Here is an 18,135-nt window from a genome sequence, read left to right as displayed (position 1 = left end):
TCCCGCCTCCACCGACCGCCCCTAGCGCCCGGCGTACTTCTTGCTGACCTCGTCGAAGACGGCCTTGGCCTCGGGTCCGAAGCGCGGACCCGCGAGCCAGCCGGCCGTCGACGGGCCGATCGAGGTGTTCGACACCAGCGCCGGCTTGCCGTCGCCGCCCAGGGCGACCCAGCCGCCGCCGGACGAACCGCCGGTCATCGAGCAGCCGATGCGGTACATCGTCGGCTGCTCGGCCTTGAGGGACAGCCGGCCCGGCTTGTCCTGGCACTGGTACATCTTCTGGCCGTCGAACGGCGGCGCCGCCGGGTAACCCGTCGCCGTCAGGCTCTTGATCTTCGGCACCGCCGGAGCGTTGAACTCCACCGGGAGCGCCGAACCCACGGTCTCCTCAAGGGACTTGCCCGAGGAACCCTTCTCCGGGGTCACCTGGATGACGGCGAAGTCGTAGGGAGCGCCCGCACCGCCCGTGGAAGCGCCCTGGGCGATCCACTGGTCGGAGGTCTTGACCCAGTCCGCCCACCACACGCCGTACGGCGCGACCTGCTCGCGCGTCGCCTTCTCGAGGTCGGACGTCTCCCGCGCGGCGTCGTTGTACGAGGGGACGAAGGCGATGTTGCGGTACCAGCCGCCCTGCTTCCCCTTGTGTACGCAGTGTCCGGCCGTCCACACCATGTTGGACTTGCCGGGGTGCGCCGGGTCCTTCACGACCGTGGCCGAGCAGACCATCGAGCCCTCGGGGCCGTCGAAGAAGACCTTGCCCGACTCGGGGGCGTTGGCGTGGTACTTGGCGTCCACGGCCCTGGCCCTCACCGGGTTCGGAGTCGGGTCGGTGACACCCTTGTCACCGGAGATGTCCTCCTCCTCGACCGGCTTGTCCGGGCGCTCGGCCTCCCGCATCCGGTCCGGGTTCCACAGGTCCTCGATGATCGGGTTGACGAAGTCCTTCGCCTCACGAAGCCACTTGTCGCGGTCCCAGTTCTTCCACTCGCCGTCGCGCCACTTGTCGACGTCGATCCCGTGCTCCTTCAGACGCTTCTTCAGGTCCTCCGGAATCTTGATCTTGTCGGCCGGGCTCAGGCTCGCGGGCGCGCTGGGCTTGTCTCCCGCGTTCTCCTCGCTCGGCCCGCAGGCCGTTGCGGTGAACGTCAGCGCCGCCACGGCGGAGGCCGCCGTCAGCAGCGTGCGCATCGATCGCATCTCGTGATCCCCCTGGGACTACGTCAACTTGTCCTACATGTGCGTGGTACTGCAGCGGCCGAACCCTCCCGGGCGCGACCGACGGCCCCCACTATGCCGGTGCCGGAGGGGACGGTACGCGCCCCGTCCGCGGTTCCGCGCACCGTTCGGTCGTTGCCGTGCCGTGATCCGGGACACGCCAAGAACTTGCCCCCGGCCCGTGATCCCCGGCAGTTCCCGTCGTTGGTACGTACGGGGGACACGACGGTGGCGTTCGGGACCGCCTGTGCGGGCGGCTCCTCGACGTCCCGATGTGCAACGCAACCGTTACCGCGGGAGGACAACGAGCCGTGGCCGTGACCGAATCAGCTCCGGCCGTACCACCGGCCGCCCGGACGCACGTCCCGACGGACCAAGGGGGCGGATACGAAGGCATCCTGGGCCGCCAGTCGCAGCGTGAGTCCGCCGCGCGCACCTACGCCCGCTCGCTGCCCATCGTCCCGGTGCGGGCCAGGGGACTGACCATCGAGGGCGCGGACGGCCGCCGTTACCTCGACTGCCTCTCCGGCGCCGGGACGCTCGCCCTCGGCCACAACCACCCCGTGGTCCTCGAGGCCATCCGCAAGGTCCTCGACTCGGGGGCCCCGCTCCACGTCCTCGACCTCGCCACCCCCCTCAAGGACGCCTTCACGTCCGAGCTGTTCGCCACCCTGCCGGGCGAACTCGCCGACGACGCCCGCATCCAGTTCTGCGGACCGGCCGGCACCGACGCCGTCGAGGCGGCCCTCAAGCTCGTCCGCACCGCCACCGGCCGACGCGGTCTCCTCGCCTTCACCGGCGCCTACCACGGGATGACCGCCGGCGCCCTGTCCGCCTCCGGCGGCGCCGACGACGTCAGCGTCACCCGCCTGCCCTACCCGCAGCACTACCGCTGCCCCTTCGGCGTCGGCGGCGAACGCGGCGCCGAACTGGCCGCCCACTGGACCGAGAACCTCCTCGACGACCCCAAGAGCGGAGTGACCACCCCCGCCGGGATGATCGTCGAGGCCGTCCAGGGAGAGGGCGGTGTCTTCCCCGCCCCCGACGACTGGATGCGCCGCATGCGCCGCATCACCGCGGACCGCTCCATCCCCCTCGTCGTCGACGAGGTCCAGACCGGCGTCGGCCGCACCGGCGCCTTCTGGGCCGTCGAGCACAGCGGCGTCGTGCCCGACGTCATGGTCCTCTCCAAGGCCATCGGCGGCTCCCTCCCCCTCGCCGTCATCGTCTACCGGTCGGCACTCGACGCCTGGGAACCCGGCGCCCACGCGGGCACCTTCCGCGGCAACCAGCTCGCCATGGCAGCCGGCACGGCCACCCTCGCCTACGTCCGCGAGAACAAGCTCGCCGAGCGGGCCGACGTCCTCGGCGCCCGCATCCTCGGCCGGCTCCAGGGCCTCGCCGCCGCCCACTCCTGCGTCGGCGACGTCCGCGGCCGCGGCCTGATGATCGGCGTCGAACTCGTCGACCCCGACGCGGCCGGACCCGACGACGCCGTCCCGCCCGCCGCCCCGGCCCTCGCCCGCGCCGTCCAGCAGGAGTGCCTCGCCCGCGGCCTCATCGTCGAACTGGGCGGCCGCCACTCCGCGGTGGTCAGGCTGCTGCCTCCGCTCACCCTCACCGACGAGCAGGCCACCGCCGTCCTCGACCGCTTCGCCGACGCCCTGGCCGCGGCCGAACGGGCCCACGTCCCCCACCAGCCGGCCGCCCGCCGGGCCACGGCCCCCCGGACCGCCCCCGGACCGTCCCACTGACCCGGACCGCCCCGGCCACACCCCAAGGAAGCCCCGTGAACCCCACGCCCACCTCCCCGGCTCCCGACACCGAGGCGCCCCTCTCCTCCTTCGAGCACCTCACCTCCCCGGCCGTCGCCCTCCCTGGCACCGGCCACGGCTCCGCCGACGAGCCCACGGTCCCGCGCCAGCACACCGGCCCGTACGACGCCAGGACCCCGCACCCGGCCGCCGGCGCGGACCCCCTGGACGACCCCGACACGGCGCGCGCCGCCGACACGGCCACCATCGAGAACCTCCTGCGCTGCTGGGTCCGGGAGAAGGGCATCCCCGCTCCCGTCTCCGCGACCCTGCGCATCCCCCTCGACGCCAGCGGCACCGCCCTCCTCGTCCCCGTCCGCTACTGGTCGCCCACCGGCTGGCACCGCTTCGGCGCCCCCCTCCTCGAAGGGCTCCCGGCCACGGCGCCGACCGTCGACGCCGTCACCGTCGCCGCCCTGCTCAGCCGCGAGACCGGCCGCCCCGAGGGCACCGAACTCGTCGGCCGGGTCGCCGACTCCGCCCGCCGCACCTCCGACTTCCTCACCGAACGCCGCCACCGGCCCCAGCCGCACCCGGACGCCGACCTCTTCCTCGCCGCCGAACAGTCCCTGCTGCTCGGCCACCCGCTCCACCCCACTCCCAAGAGCCGCGAGGGTCTCTCCGAGGCCGAAGCCAGGCTCTACTCGCCCGAGCTCCAGGGCGCCTTCCCCCTCCACTGGATGGCCGTCGACTCCTCCCTCCTGGCCTCCGACTCCGCCTGGACCGAGCAGGGCCGTCCCGTCACCGCGGAGCAGCTCGCCGCCGGTCTCGCCGAGGGCCTCGCCCTCCCCGCCGGCACCGCCCCACTGCCCCTCCACCCCTGGCAGGCCCGCGAACTCCTCCACCGCCCCGACGTCCGCGCCCTCCTCGATGCCGGCCTCCTCCACGACCTGGGCCTGCACGGCAGCCCCTGGCACCCCACCTCCTCCGTCCGCACCGTGCACCGCCCCGGCGCCCGTGCCATGCTCAAGCTCTCCCTCGGCCTGCGCATCACCAACTCCCGCCGCGAGAACCTCCGCAAGGAACTCCACCGGGGAGTCGAGGTCCACCGGCTGCTCCGCACCGGCCTCGTCGACGAGTGGCAGGCCGCCCACCCGGGCTTCGACATCGTCCGCGACCCCGCCTGGCTCGCCGTCGACACCCCGGACGGCGCCCCCGTCGCCGGACTCGACGTGATGATCCGCCACAACCCCTTCGGCCCCGGCGACGACGCCGTCTGCATCGCCTCCCTCACCACCCCCCGTCCCTGGTCCGGGAGCACCACCATGCGCTCCCGCCTCGCCGACGTCGTCGGCCGGCTCTCCGCCCGCACCGGCCGCCCCCTCACGGCCGTCGCCGCCGAGTGGTTCCTGCGCTACCTCGACCAGGTCGTCCGCCCCGTCCTCTGGCTCGACGGACACGCCGGCATCGCCCTCGAGGCCCACCAGCAGAACACCCTGGTCCTGCTGGACCCGGACGGCTGGCCCGTCGGCGGCCGCTACCGCGACAACCAGGGCTACTACTTCCGCGAGTCCCACCGCGGCGAGCTGGAGAGCCGCCTCCCCGGCATCGGCGCGGAGAGCGACACCTTCGTCTCCGACCAGGTCACGGACGAACGCTTCGCCTACTACCTCGGCATCAACAACGTCCTCGGCCTGATCGGCGCCTTCGGGTCCCAGCGCCTCGCCGACGAGCGGGTCCTGCTCGCCGCCTTCCGCAGCTTCCTCGCCTCCGCCACCGGCCTCGGCTCGCCGCTGCCGCACCGGCTCCTGGAGGCATCCACCCTGCGCAGCAAGGCCAACCTCCTCACCCGCCTGCACGGCCTGGACGAACTCGTCGGCCCGGTCGACACCCAGTCCGTCTACGTCACCGTCACCAACCCCCTCCGTACCTGAGACCACTCACCGCCACGGCGCCCGAGGCCGACACCCGGCACGACGACCGCTCCCCGCCCGAGAAGCGGTCCGCGGCCCGTCCGAGGCGATCGGCCGGGCCGGACGGCCCGGCCCACCCCCTGACCGACCACGTCCCGATCACACCGCCGAGAGGAGAGCGACACCGTGTCACCCACCCGCCCACCGGTCGACCCGCCCGGGGACGACACCCTCGACCTGAGGCTCGACGACCTCGTCGCCCTCCTCGACGGCGACCTGCTCGACTCCGTCGCCGACTGGGCCCCCGTGACGACCACGGTCGGCTCCTTCCGCCTCGTCCCCGTCCGACTCGAACGGGATCTGCCGCTCCTCACCGGCTGGATGAACGACCCCGCCGTCGCCGCCTTCTGGGAGCTCGCCGGGGACGAGGCGGTGACCGCCGACCACCTCCGCTCCCAGCTGGAGGGCGACGGCCGGAGCGTCCCCTGCCTCGGCCTGCTCGACGGCACCCCCATGAGCTACTTCGAGATCTACCGCGCCGACCTCGACCCGCTCGCCCGGCACTACCCGGCGCGCCCCCACGACACCGGTATCCATCTGCTGATCGGAGGAGTCACCGACCGCGGCCGCGGCGTCGGCACTACGCTCCTGCGGGCCGTCGCCGACCTCGTCCTCGACCACCGTCCCCGCTGCACCCGAGTCGTCGCCGAACCCGACATCCGCAACACCCCCTCCGTCTCCGCCTTCCTCGGCGGTGGCTTCCGCTACGCGGCGGAAGTCGACCTCCCCGACAAACGAGCGGCGCTCATGATCCGTGACCGCGCGCTCCGTCACGTTCTGTGATCACCTCTCTACCTTTCATACACCGCTCGGCCCACAGCGGTTCCCACTCCGAGGAGTCCTCGTGTCGAAGTCCCCTGCACCCCACGACTCCGCTCAGCCCATCCCTCCCGCCCCGGCCTCCCCCGACCCCGCTCGCGTCCCGTCTCCCACGACGGCCCCGGACTCCACGCCCGCCCGGCTCCGCGCTCCCGAGCCGGACCCCGCGCCCACGGCAGCCCCCGCGCCCCCGGCAGACCTCACGACGACCGCCGCCAACACGACCGCGGCCGACCCCGAGGCCACGACAGCCCCCACGCATACGCCAGCCCCCGCGTCCACGAAGGACCTCAAGGCCGACCCCGCCCCCGCGCTCCTCGCGCCGCCGGAGCTGACCGCCGCCGCCTGGACCCGTGCCTCCTCGCGACTGCTGGCCAAGGCCCTGTCGGAGTTCGCCTACGAGGAGATCGTGGAGCCCGTCCCCGCCGGGGACGGCACCCCCGACGGCCACACGCTGCGTCTCGACGACGGCACCACGCTCGCCTTCCGTGCCCGCCGGGGCTCCTACGGCAGCTGGCAGGTGGCCGCCGACTCGATCACCCACGAGGGCCGGCCCCTGACCGACCCCTTCGACTTCCTGGTCCGCGCCCGCGGCCTCCTCCGGCTCGACGGCGCCACGCTGGGCCACCTCATCCGCGAGCTCTCCGCCACCCTCGCCGCGGACGTGCGCCTCGACCGCACGGCCCTCTCCGCCGGCCGGCTCGCCGACCTCCCGTACGCCGAGCTCGAAGGCCATCAGACCGGTCACCCCTGGCTGGTCCTCAACAAGGGCCGCATCGGCTTCTCGGCCACCGACGCCGCCCGCTGGGCACCCGAGGCCCGGCGCGCCACCCGGCTGCCGTGGATCGCCGTCAGCAACCGCCTCGCCGCCTACCGGGGCGTCCGCGGCCTCGACACCCCCGACCGCCTCTACGCCCAGGAGCTTGACCCCGAGGTCCACGCCTCCTTCCGCGCCGAACTCACCGCCCGCGGCCACGAACCCGACGGGTACCTCCTGCTGCCCGTCCACCCCTGGCAGTGGGACGAGGTCCTGCTCCCGCTGTACGCACCGGCCGTCGCCGCCGGGACCGTCGTCCCGCTCTCCGCCGACACCGACCTCCGGCTGCCGCAGCAGTCCGTCCGCACCTTCCTCAACGTCACGCACCCCGACCGGCACACCGTCAAGCTGCCGCTGTCGGTTCTCAACACCCTCGTGTGGCGCGGGCTGCCCACCGAGCGGACCCTCGCCGCGCCGGCCGTGACCGCCTGGGTCCACGGCCTGCGCGAAGCCGACCCGTTCCTGCGCGACGAGTGCGGCGTGGTCCTCCTCGGCGAGGTCGCCTCCGTCACCGTCGAGCACCCGCTGTACGACCGGCTGCCGGAAGTCCCGTACCAGTACAAGGAACTGCTCGGCGCGATCTGGCGCGAGCCGCTGCGCCTGCCCCCGGGCGAGCGCGCCCGCACCCTCGCCTCACTGCTCCACACGGACCCGGAGGGCCGGGCGTTCGTCGCCGAGCTCGTGGAGCGCTCGGGGCTGGAGCCCGCGGTGTGGCTCCGGCGCCTCTTCGCCGCGCTGCTGCCGCCGCTGCTGCACTTCCTCTACCGCTACGGCACGGTCTTCTCCCCGCACGGCGAGAACGCCATCGTCGTCTACGACGGCGACGACGTCCCCGTACGCCTCGCGATCAAGGACTTCGTCGACGACGTGAACGTCAGCGCCCAGCCGCTGCCCGAGCACGAGGCGATGCCGGACGACGTGCGTGCCGTCCTCCTCACCGAGGAGCCCGACTTCCTCGTCCAGTTCATCCATTCGGGGCTCTTCGTCGGTGTCTTCCGCTATCTCGCACCGCTCTGCGAGGAGCAACTCGGCGTGTCCGAAGCGGACTTCTGGGCCCTCGTCCGCGCGGAGATCCTCCGCCACCAGGCGCGCTTCCCCGAGCTGAAGGAACGGTTCGAGCTCTTCGATCTCCTCACCCCGCGCATCGAGCGGCTCTGCCTGAACCGCAACCGTCTGCACCTGGACGGCTACCGCGACCGGCCCGAACGGCCTCACGCCGCCGTCCACGGCACCGTCCCCAACCCGCTCGCGTGACGCGCGCGCGTGGCCGGGCTGTCAGTGGCGACCCGTAGGCTGGAGGGGCTATGACGAAGCCATCCCTCCCCGACCTCCTGCACGCCGCCGTCTCCGCCGTCGGCGGCACGGAGCGCCCCGGCCAGGTGACCATGGCCACGGCCGTGGCCGAGGCCATCGACGACAACTCCCACCTCCTCGTCCAGGCCGGCACCGGCACCGGAAAGTCGCTCGGCTACCTCGTGCCGGCCCTGGCCCAGGGGGAGCGGGTCGTGGTGGCCACGGCCACCCTGGCGCTCCAGCGCCAGCTCGTCGAGCGCGACCTTCCGCGCACGGTCGACGCGCTGCACCCGCAGCTGCGCCGCCGTCCCCAGTTCGCCATGCTCAAGGGCCGGTCGAACTACCTCTGCCTGCACCGGCTCCACGAAGGGGTCCCGCAGGACGAGGAGGAGGGCCTCTTCGACCCCTTCGAGGCGGCCGCGCCCAGCAGCAAGCTGGGGCAGGACCTGCTGCGGCTGCGGGACTGGTCGGACGAGACGGAGACCGGCGACCGGGACGACCTGACGCCCGGCGTGTCCGACAAGGCGTGGGCCCAGGTGTCGGTCTCCTCGCGGGAGTGCCTCGGCGCGAGCAAGTGCGCCTACGGGCCGGAGTGCTTCGCCGAGGCGGCGCGCGAGCGCGCCAAGCTCGCCGACGTCGTCGTCACCAACCACGCCCTGCTGGCGATCGACGCCATCGAGGGCGCCCCGGTGCTCCCGCAGCACGAGGTGCTGATCGTCGACGAGGCCCACGAGCTGGTCTCCCGGGTCACCGGCGTGGCCACCGGGGAGCTCACCCCGGGCCAGGTCAACCGGGCCGTCCGCCGGTCGGCCAAGCTCGTCGACGAGAAGGTCGCCGACCAGCTGCAGACCGCGGCGGAGGGCTTCGAGCGGGTCATGGAGCTGGCCCTGCCGGGCCGTCTGGAGGAGATCCCGGAGGACCTGTCGTACGCGCTGATGGCGCTGCGCGACGCCGCCCGCGCCGTGATCTCTGCGCTCGGCTCCACCCGCGACCGGTCCGTGCAGGACGAGGACGCCGTGCGGAAGCAGGCGATGGCCTCGGTGGAGACCGTCCACGGTGTGGCGGAGCGCATCACCCAGGGCTCGGAGTACGACGTCGTCTGGTACGAGCGGCACGACCGCTTCGGCGCGTCGCTGCGGGTCGCCCCGCTCACCGTCTCGGGCCTGCTCCGCGAGAAGCTCTTCACCGAGCGGTCCGTGGTCCTGGCCTCGGCGACGCTCAAGCTCGGCGGCGACTTCAACGGCGTCGGGGCCTCGCTCGGCCTCGCCCCGGAGGGCACCAAGGGGGACGACCTGCCCGTCTGGAAGGGCATCGACGTCGGTTCGCCGTTCGACTACCCCAGGCAGGGCATCCTCTACGTCGCCAAGCACCTGTCCCGCCCGGCGCGGGACGGCGAGCGGGGCGACATGCTCGACGAGCTCACCGAGCTGATCCAGGCGGCCGGTGGGCGGACCCTCGGTCTCTTCTCCTCCATGCGCGCCGCGCAGCAGGCCGCGGAGGAGCTGCGGTCGCGGATCCCGGAGCTGCCGATCCTGCTCCAGGGCGAGGACACCCTGGGCGAGCTGATCAAGAACTTCGCCGCCGACCCGAAGACCTGTCTCTTCGGCACGCTGTCGCTCTGGCAGGGTGTGGACGTCCCGGGGCCCAGCTGTCAGCTGGTCGTCATGGACAAGATCCCGTTCCCGCGGCCGGACGACCCGCTGATGAGCGCGCGCCAGAAGGCCGTCGAGGAGGCCGGGGGCAACGGCTTCATGGCCGTCGCCGCCACCCATGCCGCCCTCCTGATGGCGCAGGGTGCCGGCCGGCTGGTCCGCGCCACGGGGGACCGGGGTGTGGTGGCCGTGCTCGACCCCCGTCTCGCCACGGCCCGGTACGGCAGCTATCTGAAGGCGTCGCTGCCCGACTTCTGGTACACCACGGACCGTAACCAGGTGCGGAAGTCCCTGGCGGCGATCGACGCGGCCTCGAAGGCGGCGACCGACTGATCGGCGCGGCGGGCTCCGGGGCTCCGGACAGAGCAGGGCCCCGGGACCGGCGCAGTAGGTCCCGGGGCCCGGTCCAGAGAACCGGCGCGGTGTGTCACACCCGCCGGAGCACCGCCACGACCTTGCCGAGGATGGTGGCCTCGTCGCCGGGGATGGGCTGGTACGCGGCGTTGTGCGGGAGCAGCCAGACGTGGCCGTCCTCCCGCTTGAAGCGCTTGACGGTGGCCTCGCCGTCGAGCATCGCGGCGACGATGTCGCCGTTCTCCGCGACGGGCTGGCGGCGGACGGTGACCCAGTCGCCGTCACAGATGGCGGCCTCGATCATCGAGTCGCCGACGACCTTCAGGACGAACAGCTCGCCGTCACCGACCAGCTGCCGGGGGAGCGGGAAGACGTCCTCGACGGACTCCTCCGCCAGGATCGGGCCGCCGGCCGCGATCCGGCCGACCAGCGGGACGTACGACGCGGCGGGCTTGCCGGTGGTGTCCGTCTGCTGGGTGCTGGGCTGGTCCGAGCCGCGGACCTCGTACGCCCGGGGGCGGTGCGGGTCGCGGCGGAGGAAGCCCTTGCGCTCCAGCGCCATGAGCTGGTGCGCGACCGAGGAGGTGCTGGAGAGGCCCACCGCCTGCCCGATCTCGCGCATCGACGGCGGGTAGCCGCGGCGCTGGACCGAGTCGCGGATGACTTCGATGACCCTGCGCTGCCGGTCGGTGAGACCGGAGCTGTCGGCTCGGATGCCTGGAGGTCGCCCGGGGAGGGCGCGGGCGGGTCGCCCGGGCTCCTCGCCGTTCATGCCTGTCTCGTTCATGGCGTGCACCGGCTCGAGTCGGCCCTGGGAGCGGTCCTGGGCGGTGATGGTGGCACTGTCTGCGGTGGTGGTCACGTCGTCGGCCCCTCTCGAATGGTCTCCCTGGCTGGCACAACGGTAGTAGCTTTCGAAAGGTTGCGCCAAACACACGTTCGAGTGAAAAATCGCAGATTGCCTTACGCCTCTACACATAGGGGTGTATGAGCACTCTCACGCCGCGGTCGCGAAGGGTCGCGGCGGTGGCGGCGCCGCCGTTCCGCGGTGTCCGTCGCGCCTCCCAGTGTCGCATCCGGGGTGCCGGAATCCCGGCAGCGGACGGGTTGCGACACGCGCAGGGCATGGAATGGCCCACAACCCAAGATCTAGTGGTTGGATGGCACCGGCCACCCAGGGGTTGTGGTCCCCGGTCTGCCGGGGGCGCCCGCATCGCCTATGCTGGTGGTCGCTTCGAAGGGCCTTGACGGGCCGGCGAGGCTCATCAGTCGTGCCGTGAGGGAGGGTCGGAACCAATGCACTGCCCCTTCTGCAGGCACCCCGACAGCCGTGTCGTCGACAGTCGCACCACCGACGACGGGACGTCGATCCGTCGCCGTCGCCAGTGCCCCGACTGCTCCCGTCGTTTCACGACGGTGGAGACGTGTTCGCTCATGGTGGTCAAGCGCTCCGGCGTCACCGAGCCCTTCAGTCGTACCAAGGTCATCTCCGGCGTCCGCAAGGCGTGCCAGGGGCGACCGGTCACCGAGGACGCCCTCGCCAAGCTCGGCCAGTGGGTCGAGGAGGCGGTGCGCGCCACCGGGAGCGCCGAGCTGACCACCCACGACGTGGGTCTGGCCATCCTCGGCCCCTTGCAGGAGCTCGACCTCGTCGCGTACCTGCGCTTCGCGTCCGTGTACAAGGCTTTCGACAGCCTCGAAGACTTCGAGGCCGCCATCGCGGAGCTCCGCGTGCGGCCTCCCGCTGAGACCAGCGGGACCGGTGCGACCCCCGAGGTCCCCGTTCCCGCCACCGCCGCCGACTAGATCGGCGGTCCGGGCCGCCCCAGGCCCGGCGACCGGCCGCCGCGCGGCCCGGCAGACGTGCCCCGAGCGACCCCCGAGGTCCTCGTGGCAGCAGTACAGAACGACGTACAGAAGACGGTGCCCTGGGAGTATCTGGGCGCCAAAGTGTGTTTTGCCCGTATATGGGAGGCGGCATGACAGAGACGGCGAGCGGCCCGGCACGTGGTTCCCGCACCAAGGGAGCCAAGTCGGCGAGCAAGGGCCTGCGTATCGAGCGCATCCACACCACCCCCGGCGTGCATCCGTACGACGAGGTGGCCTGGGAGCGCCGTGACGTCGTCATGACCAACTGGCGCGACGGCTCGATCAACTTCGAGCAGCGTGGCGTCGAGTTCCCCGACTTCTGGTCGGTGAACGCGGTCAACATCGTCACCAGCAAGTACTTCCGCGGGGCCGTCGGCACCCCGCAGCGCGAGACCGGTCTCAAGCAGCTCATCGACCGGATCGTGAAGACCTACACGAAGGCCGGCGAGGAGTACGGCTACTTCGCCTCGCCCGCCGACGCCGAGATCTTCGAGCACGAGCTGGCCTACGCCCTCCTGCACCAGATCTTCAGCTTCAACTCGCCGGTCTGGTTCAACGTCGGCACGCCCCAGCCCCAGCAGGTCTCCGCCTGCTTCATCCTGTCCGTCGACGACTCCATGGAGTCGATCCTCGACTGGTACAAGGAAGAGGGCATGATCTTCAAGGGCGGCTCCGGCGCCGGCCTGAACCTCTCCCGCATCCGCTCCTCCAAGGAGCTGCTCTCCTCCGGCGGCAACGCCTCCGGCCCGGTCTCCTTCATGCGCGGCGCCGACGCCTCCGCGGGAACGATCAAGTCGGGCGGCGCCACCCGCCGCGCGGCCAAGATGGTCATCCTCGACGTCGACCACCCCGACATCGAGGACTTCATCGAGACCAAGGTCAAGGAGGAGGAGAAGATCCGCGCGCTGCGCGACGCGGGCTTCGACATGGACCTGGGCGGCGACGACATCACGTCCGTCCAGTACCAGAACGCCAACAACTCCGTCCGCGTGAACGACACGTTCATGAAGGCCGTCGAGTCCGGCGGGAAGTTCGGTCTCACCTCCCGCATGACCGGCGAGGTCATCGAGGAGGTCGACGCCAAGTCGCTCTTCCGCAAGATGGCCGAGGCCGCGTGGGCCTGTGCCGACCCGGGCATCCAGTACGACGACACGATCAACCACTGGCACACCTGCCCCGAGTCCGGCCGCATCAACGGCTCGAACCCGTGCAGCGAGTACATGCACCTGGACAACACGTCCTGCAACCTCGCCTCGCTGAACCTGATGAAGTTCCTCAAGGACGACGGCAAGGGCGACCAGTCCTTCGACGTCGAGCGCTTCGCCAAGGTCGTCGAGCTCGTCATCACCGCGATGGACATCTCCATCTGCTTCGCCGACTTCCCCACCCAGAAGATCGGCGAGAACACCCGCGCCTACCGCCAGCTCGGCATCGGCTACGCCAACCTCGGCGCCCTGCTGATGGCGACCGGCCACGCGTACGACTCCGACGGCGGCCGCGCCCTCGCGGGTGCCATCACCTCGCTGATGACCGGCACCTCGTACAAGCGTTCCGCCGAGCTCGCCGCGGTCGTCGGCGCCTACGACGGCTACGCCCTCAACGCCGAGCCGCACCAGCGCGTCATGGGCCAGCACGCCGACGAGAACACCAAGGCCGTCCGCTTCGACGACCTCGACTCGCCGATCTGGGCCGCCGCCACGGAGGCGTGGCAGGACGTGATCCGCCTCGGCGCCAAGAACGGCTTCCGCAACGCGCAGGCGTCGGTCATCGCCCCGACCGGCACCATCGGTCTCGCGATGTCCTGCGACACCACCGGCCTCGAGCCCGACCTCGCCCTGGTCAAGTTCAAGAAGCTCGTCGGCGGCGGCTCGATGCAGATCGTCAACGGCACCGTGCCGCAGGCCCTGCGCCGCCTGGGCTACCACGAGGAGCAGATCGAGGCGGTCGTCGCCCACATCGCCGAGCACGGCAATGTCGTCGACGCCCCCGGCCTGAAGACCGAGCACTACGAGGTCTTCGACTGCGCCATGGGCGAGCGCTCCATCTCCGCGATGGGCCACGTCCGCATGATGGCCGCCATCCAGCCGTGGATCTCCGGCGCCCTCTCCAAGACCGTGAACCTGCCGGAGACGGCCACGGTCGAGGACGTCGAAGAGGTCTACTTCGAGGCGTGGAAGATGGGCGTCAAGGCGCTCGCGATCTACCGCGACAACTGCAAGGTCGGCCAGCCGCTCTCCGCCAAGAAGAAGGAGGAGGAGAAGGCCGAGGTCACCGCGAAGTCCGAGGCGACGATCCGCGAGGCCGTCGAGAAGGTCGTCGAGTACCGTCCGGTCCGCAAGCGCCTGCCCAAGGGCCGCCCGGGGATCACCACCTCCTTCACCGTCGGTGGCGCCGAGGGCTACATGACCGCCAACTCCTACCCGGACGACGGTCTCGGCGAGGTCTTCCTGAAGATGTCCAAGCAGGGTTCGACCCTCGCCGGCATGATGGACGCCTTCTCCATCGCCGTCTCCGTCGGTCTGCAGTACGGCGTCCCGCTGGAGACGTACGTCTCGAAGTTCACCAACATGCGCTTCGAGCCGGCCGGCATGACGGACGACCCGGACGTGCGGATGGCGCAGTCGATCGTCGACTACATCTTCCGCCGCCTGGCGCTGGACTTCCTGCCCTTCGAGACCCGCTCCGCCCTCGGCATCCACTCGGCCGAGGAGCGCCAGCGGCACCTCGACACCGGCTCGTACGAGCAGGCCGAGGACGAGGTCGACGTCGAGGCGCTCGCCCAGTCCGCGCCCCGCGCCCAGGAGCTGAAGGCCGTCGTGGCCCCGGTCCCGAAGACCGAGATCCCGGCGCCCAAGCAGGCCCACACCTCGGCCGAGCTCGTCGAGATGCAGCTCGGCATCAGCGCGGACGCCCCGCTCTGCTTCTCCTGCGGGACGAAGATGCAGCGCGCCGGCTCCTGCTACATCTGCGAGGGCTGCGGCTCGACCAGCGGCTGCAGCTGACGCCCGGGCGGCGGCGCGTCCGTGACGTAGTCCGCCGCGACGGCTGACCCGTGGTCCACGAAGGGGACCGGCCTCGTGCCGGTCCCCTTCGGCGTGCCCGAGGCGGTGGGTCCGGTCGCGGGGCCGGGCGCGGTGCCCGTACACACGGCCGGGGGCGGGCCGGGATCTTCGTGGCTTCCGCCAGTACGACGGTCCGTCAGGGGGCGGGAAGACTGCATGCCGGAGGCCGAGGCGCGCGCCGGGCGGATGCCGGGGCGTGAGCCGAGGCCGTGGATCCGACGGCGTACAGGGGAGGCGGCACGATGACCGTGCAGCAGTATGACGAGATCGGTGAGGTGTTCGAGGGCTTCAAGGCCCTGCCGGTGGTGCGGTACGGGGAGGTGCCGAGCTTCCTGGCCATGGTGGGCGACGTACGCGGCAGGTCGGTGCTCGACCTGGCCTGCGGCACCGGGTTCTACAGCCGGGAGTTCCGCCGGCGCGGCGCCGCCGACGTGCTCGGGATCGACATCTCCGGCGAGATGGTCGCCGTGGCGCGGTCGCTGGAGGAGCGCGAACCGCTGGGAGTGCGGTACGAGGTGGGCGACGCGGCCGAACTGCGCCCCCTCGGGAAGCGCTTCGACATCGGGGTGGCGGTCCAGCTGCTCAACTACGCGGACGGCGTCGCCGCCATGGAGCGCATGTGCCGCAACGCGCACCGGAACCTGGCGCCCGGCGCCGAGCTCTTCCTCTTCCAGCAGTCACCCGACTACGACTTCGGCGGTCCCTCCCTCGCCAAGTACGGCTTCGTCACCGAACTGACCGGCGAGAAGGCCGAGGCCGGACCGCGGGTCCGGACCACGGCACTGCTCGACCCGCCGGTCACGATCGCCAGCACCTTCCCCCGCCGCGAGGTCTACGAGACCTGCCTGCGGGCGGCCGGATTCCGCGAGCTGACATGGGTCCCGCTGGAGGTGTCCGACGCCGGTCTGCACGAGTTCGGGGCCGAGTTCTGGGCGGACCTCCTCGCCAACCCTCCGCTGGAGATGCTGCGCTGCCGCGCCTGAATCCCGACCGGACCCCCCGGTGCACGTACCTCGCGGACTCCGTCGCGCCGGAACTCGACCTTTTGGCCTACCGCGACGACGACACCCCGCGGGCGGAGGCCGCAGGTCCGGGGGCGTGATCCCGGGGGCGCCGGCCGTCGGCCGGCGCCCACCCGCGACGGACCGAGGGGTCGGTACGGGGGAGGGGTCAGGAGCGCGCGGTGCCCAGCAGCGTGGCGAACGCCTGCGGATCGGCGTCGAAACCCCGGCTGAGCGCGCGGTACGACCAGCCTGACCTGTCACGGGTGAACTCCACGACCGTGGCCGACAGTGCGTCGGGAACGTCCGCGAAGTCATGCTCCAGGAGGTCGTCGTACCCCTCGCGGATCCGTATGCCCGGGTTCGCTATGCCGCCGAAGGCGACGCGCCCGCCGCTCTGCTGTATCGCCACGCCCACGACCACGCGCCCGTACTCCGGGGCCAGCCGGTCCAGCTCCAGCGTCATGGACTCGTCGTCACCGAAGCCCTGCCCCGTACGGCTGTCGCGGTGGAGCGTGATCGTCCCGTCGGGGGAGCGGCTGCCGAAGTGCACCAGGTAGACCGGAGCCCCGTGTGCATCGGCCGCCGAGAAGACGCCTGCGACGAGGTCCAGGTCGTGGGAGGGCGCACCGGCCGGAGCGGGGTCCCACCTGAGCGTGACCTCGACCCGGCCCACTCCCTTGTTCAGTCCGCTCATGGTGCGTCCCCTCTTCCTGTGCGCCCCCGCGCACGCCTCGCCGCGTACCGTCCAGTCCTCGAAATGCCCTTGGTCGTGGGCTGATTGCTCATGGTGTCATGGGGCTACGACAGAGGGACCGGCGGTGGAGGGGGAGAGCGCCTTGTGGAGTGGTGACGAGCTGGATCTCGACGCATATCTGGCTCGAATCGGATACGACGCCGGTCGCGGCGGAGAACTCCGTCCCGATCTGGCGACCCTGACGGCCCTTCACCGGGCGCACGTCCTGGCCGTTCCGTTCGAGAACCTCGACGTCGCCCTCGGCCGGGAGGTCCCGCTGGACCTGAAGAGCCTCCAGGCCAAGCTCGTCGACCGGCGCAGGGGAGGCTACTGCTACGAGCACAACTCGCTGTTCGCGGCGGCCCTCGAACGGATCGGTTTCACCGTGGCCGGCCGAGGCGCCCGCAACCGCTCGCGTGGCCCGGCACTGACCCCCGTCACGCACGCGCTGCTCGTCGTCTCGGTGGAGGGCGAACCGTGGCTCGCCGACGTGGGGTTCGGCTGGCAGGGGCCGCTCGAACCGGTGCCGCTGCGCGACGGCGCCCGCGTCGAGCAGGACGGCTGGACGTTCGGGATCGGCGTCGAGGACGAGGGAGTCCACGTGCTGCGCGCCCTGCGGCCGCAGGGGTGGACCGACCTGTACGCCTTCGCGCCCCAGGCCCTCTACCCCGGCGACTTCACGGTCCTGAACCACTACAGCTCCAGTCACCCCCTGTCGCGCTTCCTCGGCCAGGTCGTGGCCCAGCAGCCCGGGACGGACACGCGCAGGGCCCTGGTGCGGGACACGCTCACGACCCTGCGGCCGGACGGAGCCGCCGAGGAACGGGTGGTGGCCGTGGACGACTTGATCACCGTCCTGGAGGCCGACTTCGGGATCGAGCTGGACGCCGAGGAGCGCGCGGGACTGGAGCGTCTGCACCCGTCCAGCGCCTGAGAGGGTCTGCCGGGGCGCTCGTCCGCGCCGTACGATGGCGCGGTGCTGGTCAAGTGGATTCGCTGCACCGTGGTGGACCGTCGAGGGTTCGAGCGGGGACAGCGGAAATGGGCGGGGCTGCTCGGTGAGCCGGGGTTCCGGGGGCAGGGCGGCGGGTGGAGCCGGGCTCGACCGGACGTCGTCCACGTCTTCGCGTTCTGGGAGAGCCGGGCCTTCTACGACTCCTTCATGGCGCGGTCCCACGACCGGCTGGCCGCCTCGCAGGCCGGCACGTTCAAGGACGTCCAGGTCAAGCTGTTCGACCACCGCTTCGACGTGAAGACGGGGTTCGAGCCGCGTTTCTCCGACGCCGACGTGGCCCGGGTCGCGCACTGCCGTGTCCACGAGGACCGCGCCGAGCACTTCGCGCTCATGCAGGAGAAGGTGTGGAACCCGGCGATGGCCGGATCCCCCGGCATGCTGCGGGGCCTCTTCGGCGAGGCGCCCGGCAGCGAGTTCCTGGTGTTCTCGCTCTGGCACTCCGCCGCCGAGCACGGAAAGTACCGCGCCGAGCGCATCGAGCGGCTCGGCCTGCGGGCCCGCACGGCCGCCGACGTGGCGGCGCTCTCCGGCGACGTGGTGCAGCTCGAACCGGCGTGGACGGTCTGAACCCGGGC

At 71.9% G+C, this 18,135-nt stretch carries 13 protein-coding genes; 10 read left to right on the top strand and 3 right to left on the bottom strand.

Going from position 1 to position 18,135, the window contains the following annotated elements:
* Window positions 1-21 precede the first annotated feature (21 nt).
* Window positions 22-1,197 (bottom strand): hypothetical protein, encoded by a 1,176-nt coding sequence (locus AB0424_RS15710; RefSeq protein WP_366305630.1) that lies wholly within the window; start codon window positions 1,195-1,197, stop codon window positions 22-24.
* A 329-nt stretch (window positions 1,198-1,526) separates the two neighbouring features.
* Between AB0424_RS15710 and AB0424_RS15705 the strand changes: the two genes are divergently transcribed.
* The 5 genes from AB0424_RS15705 (at window position 1,527) to AB0424_RS15685 (ending at window position 9,856) form a co-directional block, all read left to right on the top strand.
* The gene (locus tag AB0424_RS15705) at window positions 1,527-2,969 is read left to right on the top strand and encodes a diaminobutyrate--2-oxoglutarate transaminase family protein (protein ID WP_366305628.1); all 1,443 of its coding nucleotides are present in this window, start codon (window positions 1,527-1,529) and stop codon (window positions 2,967-2,969) included.
* A 35-nt stretch (window positions 2,970-3,004) separates the two neighbouring features.
* Window positions 3,005-4,903 (top strand): IucA/IucC family protein, encoded by a 1,899-nt coding sequence (locus AB0424_RS15700; RefSeq protein WP_366305626.1) that lies wholly within the window; start codon window positions 3,005-3,007, stop codon window positions 4,901-4,903.
* 165 nt (window positions 4,904-5,068) lie between these two features.
* The gene (locus AB0424_RS15695) at window positions 5,069-5,725 is read left to right on the top strand and encodes a GNAT family N-acetyltransferase (protein ID WP_366305624.1); all 657 of its coding nucleotides are present in this window, start codon (window positions 5,069-5,071) and stop codon (window positions 5,723-5,725) included.
* 367 nt (window positions 5,726-6,092) lie between these two features.
* A complete protein-coding gene (locus AB0424_RS15690) occupies window positions 6,093-7,832 on the top strand; it encodes an IucA/IucC family siderophore biosynthesis protein (protein ID WP_366305771.1) in 1,740 nt (579 codons plus the stop codon).
* A gap of 50 nt (window positions 7,833-7,882) precedes the next feature.
* Window positions 7,883-9,856: an ATP-dependent DNA helicase gene (locus tag AB0424_RS15685; RefSeq protein WP_366305622.1), complete on the top strand. Its 1,974-nt coding sequence runs from the start codon at window positions 7,883-7,885 to the stop codon at window positions 9,854-9,856.
* A gap of 94 nt (window positions 9,857-9,950) precedes the next feature.
* Here the strand turns inward: AB0424_RS15685 and lexA are convergent, their stop codons facing one another.
* Window positions 9,951-10,739 carry a transcriptional repressor LexA gene (gene lexA, locus AB0424_RS15680; RefSeq protein ID WP_366305620.1) on the bottom strand — a complete coding sequence of 263 codons (789 nt, stop codon included), beginning with the start codon at window positions 10,737-10,739 and terminating at the stop codon, window positions 9,951-9,953.
* 434 nt (window positions 10,740-11,173) lie between these two features.
* On the opposite strand from lexA, the gene nrdR reads away from it, so the two are divergent.
* From nrdR to AB0424_RS15665, 3 genes are all read left to right on the top strand, one after another.
* Window positions 11,174-11,683 carry a transcriptional regulator NrdR gene (gene nrdR / locus AB0424_RS15675; protein WP_366305618.1) on the top strand — a complete coding sequence of 170 codons (510 nt, stop codon included), beginning with the start codon at window positions 11,174-11,176 and terminating at the stop codon, window positions 11,681-11,683.
* A gap of 173 nt (window positions 11,684-11,856) precedes the next feature.
* Window positions 11,857-14,748 (top strand): vitamin B12-dependent ribonucleotide reductase, encoded by a 2,892-nt coding sequence (locus tag AB0424_RS15670; RefSeq protein ID WP_366305616.1) that lies wholly within the window; start codon window positions 11,857-11,859, stop codon window positions 14,746-14,748.
* A 302-nt stretch (window positions 14,749-15,050) separates the two neighbouring features.
* Window positions 15,051-15,791 carry a class I SAM-dependent methyltransferase gene (locus tag AB0424_RS15665; RefSeq protein WP_366305614.1) on the top strand — a complete coding sequence of 247 codons (741 nt, stop codon included), beginning with the start codon at window positions 15,051-15,053 and terminating at the stop codon, window positions 15,789-15,791.
* 187 nt (window positions 15,792-15,978) lie between these two features.
* Here the strand turns inward: AB0424_RS15665 and AB0424_RS15660 are convergent, their stop codons facing one another.
* Window positions 15,979-16,506 carry a TerD family protein gene (locus AB0424_RS15660; RefSeq protein WP_366305613.1) on the bottom strand — a complete coding sequence of 176 codons (528 nt, stop codon included), beginning with the start codon at window positions 16,504-16,506 and terminating at the stop codon, window positions 15,979-15,981.
* A gap of 142 nt (window positions 16,507-16,648) precedes the next feature.
* On the opposite strand from AB0424_RS15660, the gene AB0424_RS15655 reads away from it, so the two are divergent.
* Window positions 16,649-17,479, top strand: a complete 831-nt coding sequence (locus tag AB0424_RS15655) for an arylamine N-acetyltransferase (protein WP_366305611.1) — start codon at window positions 16,649-16,651, stop codon at window positions 17,477-17,479.
* A gap of 42 nt (window positions 17,480-17,521) precedes the next feature.
* Window positions 17,522-18,127 (top strand): YdbC family protein, encoded by a 606-nt coding sequence (locus tag AB0424_RS15650; RefSeq protein ID WP_366305609.1) that lies wholly within the window; start codon window positions 17,522-17,524, stop codon window positions 18,125-18,127.
* Window positions 18,128-18,135 lie beyond the last annotated feature (8 nt).

Origin of the sequence: Streptomyces sp. NPDC051180 (genome assembly GCF_040689545.1) — a bacterium.
Lineage (GTDB): Bacteria > Actinomycetota > Actinomycetes > Streptomycetales > Streptomycetaceae > Streptomyces.
This window is presented reverse-complemented; position numbering and strand designations above follow the sequence as displayed.

Bases quoted from the DNA above. Each gene is read 5' to 3' on its own strand.
- AB0424_RS15710 (WP_366305630.1), bottom strand. From the start codon at position 1,197: ATGCGATCGATGCGCACGCTGCTGACGGCGGCCTCCGCCGTGGCGGCG.
- AB0424_RS15685 (WP_366305622.1), top strand. From the start codon at position 7,883: ATGACGAAGCCATCCCTCCCCGACCTCCTGCACGCCGCCGTCTCCGCC.
- nrdR (WP_366305618.1), top strand. From the start codon at position 11,174: ATGCACTGCCCCTTCTGCAGGCACCCCGACAGCCGTGTCGTCGACAGT.
- AB0424_RS15670 (WP_366305616.1), top strand. From the start codon at position 11,857: ATGACAGAGACGGCGAGCGGCCCGGCACGTGGTTCCCGCACCAAGGGA.
- AB0424_RS15665 (WP_366305614.1), top strand. From the start codon at position 15,051: ATGACCGTGCAGCAGTATGACGAGATCGGTGAGGTGTTCGAGGGCTTC.
- AB0424_RS15660 (WP_366305613.1), bottom strand. From the start codon at position 16,506: ATGAGCGGACTGAACAAGGGAGTGGGCCGGGTCGAGGTCACGCTCAGG.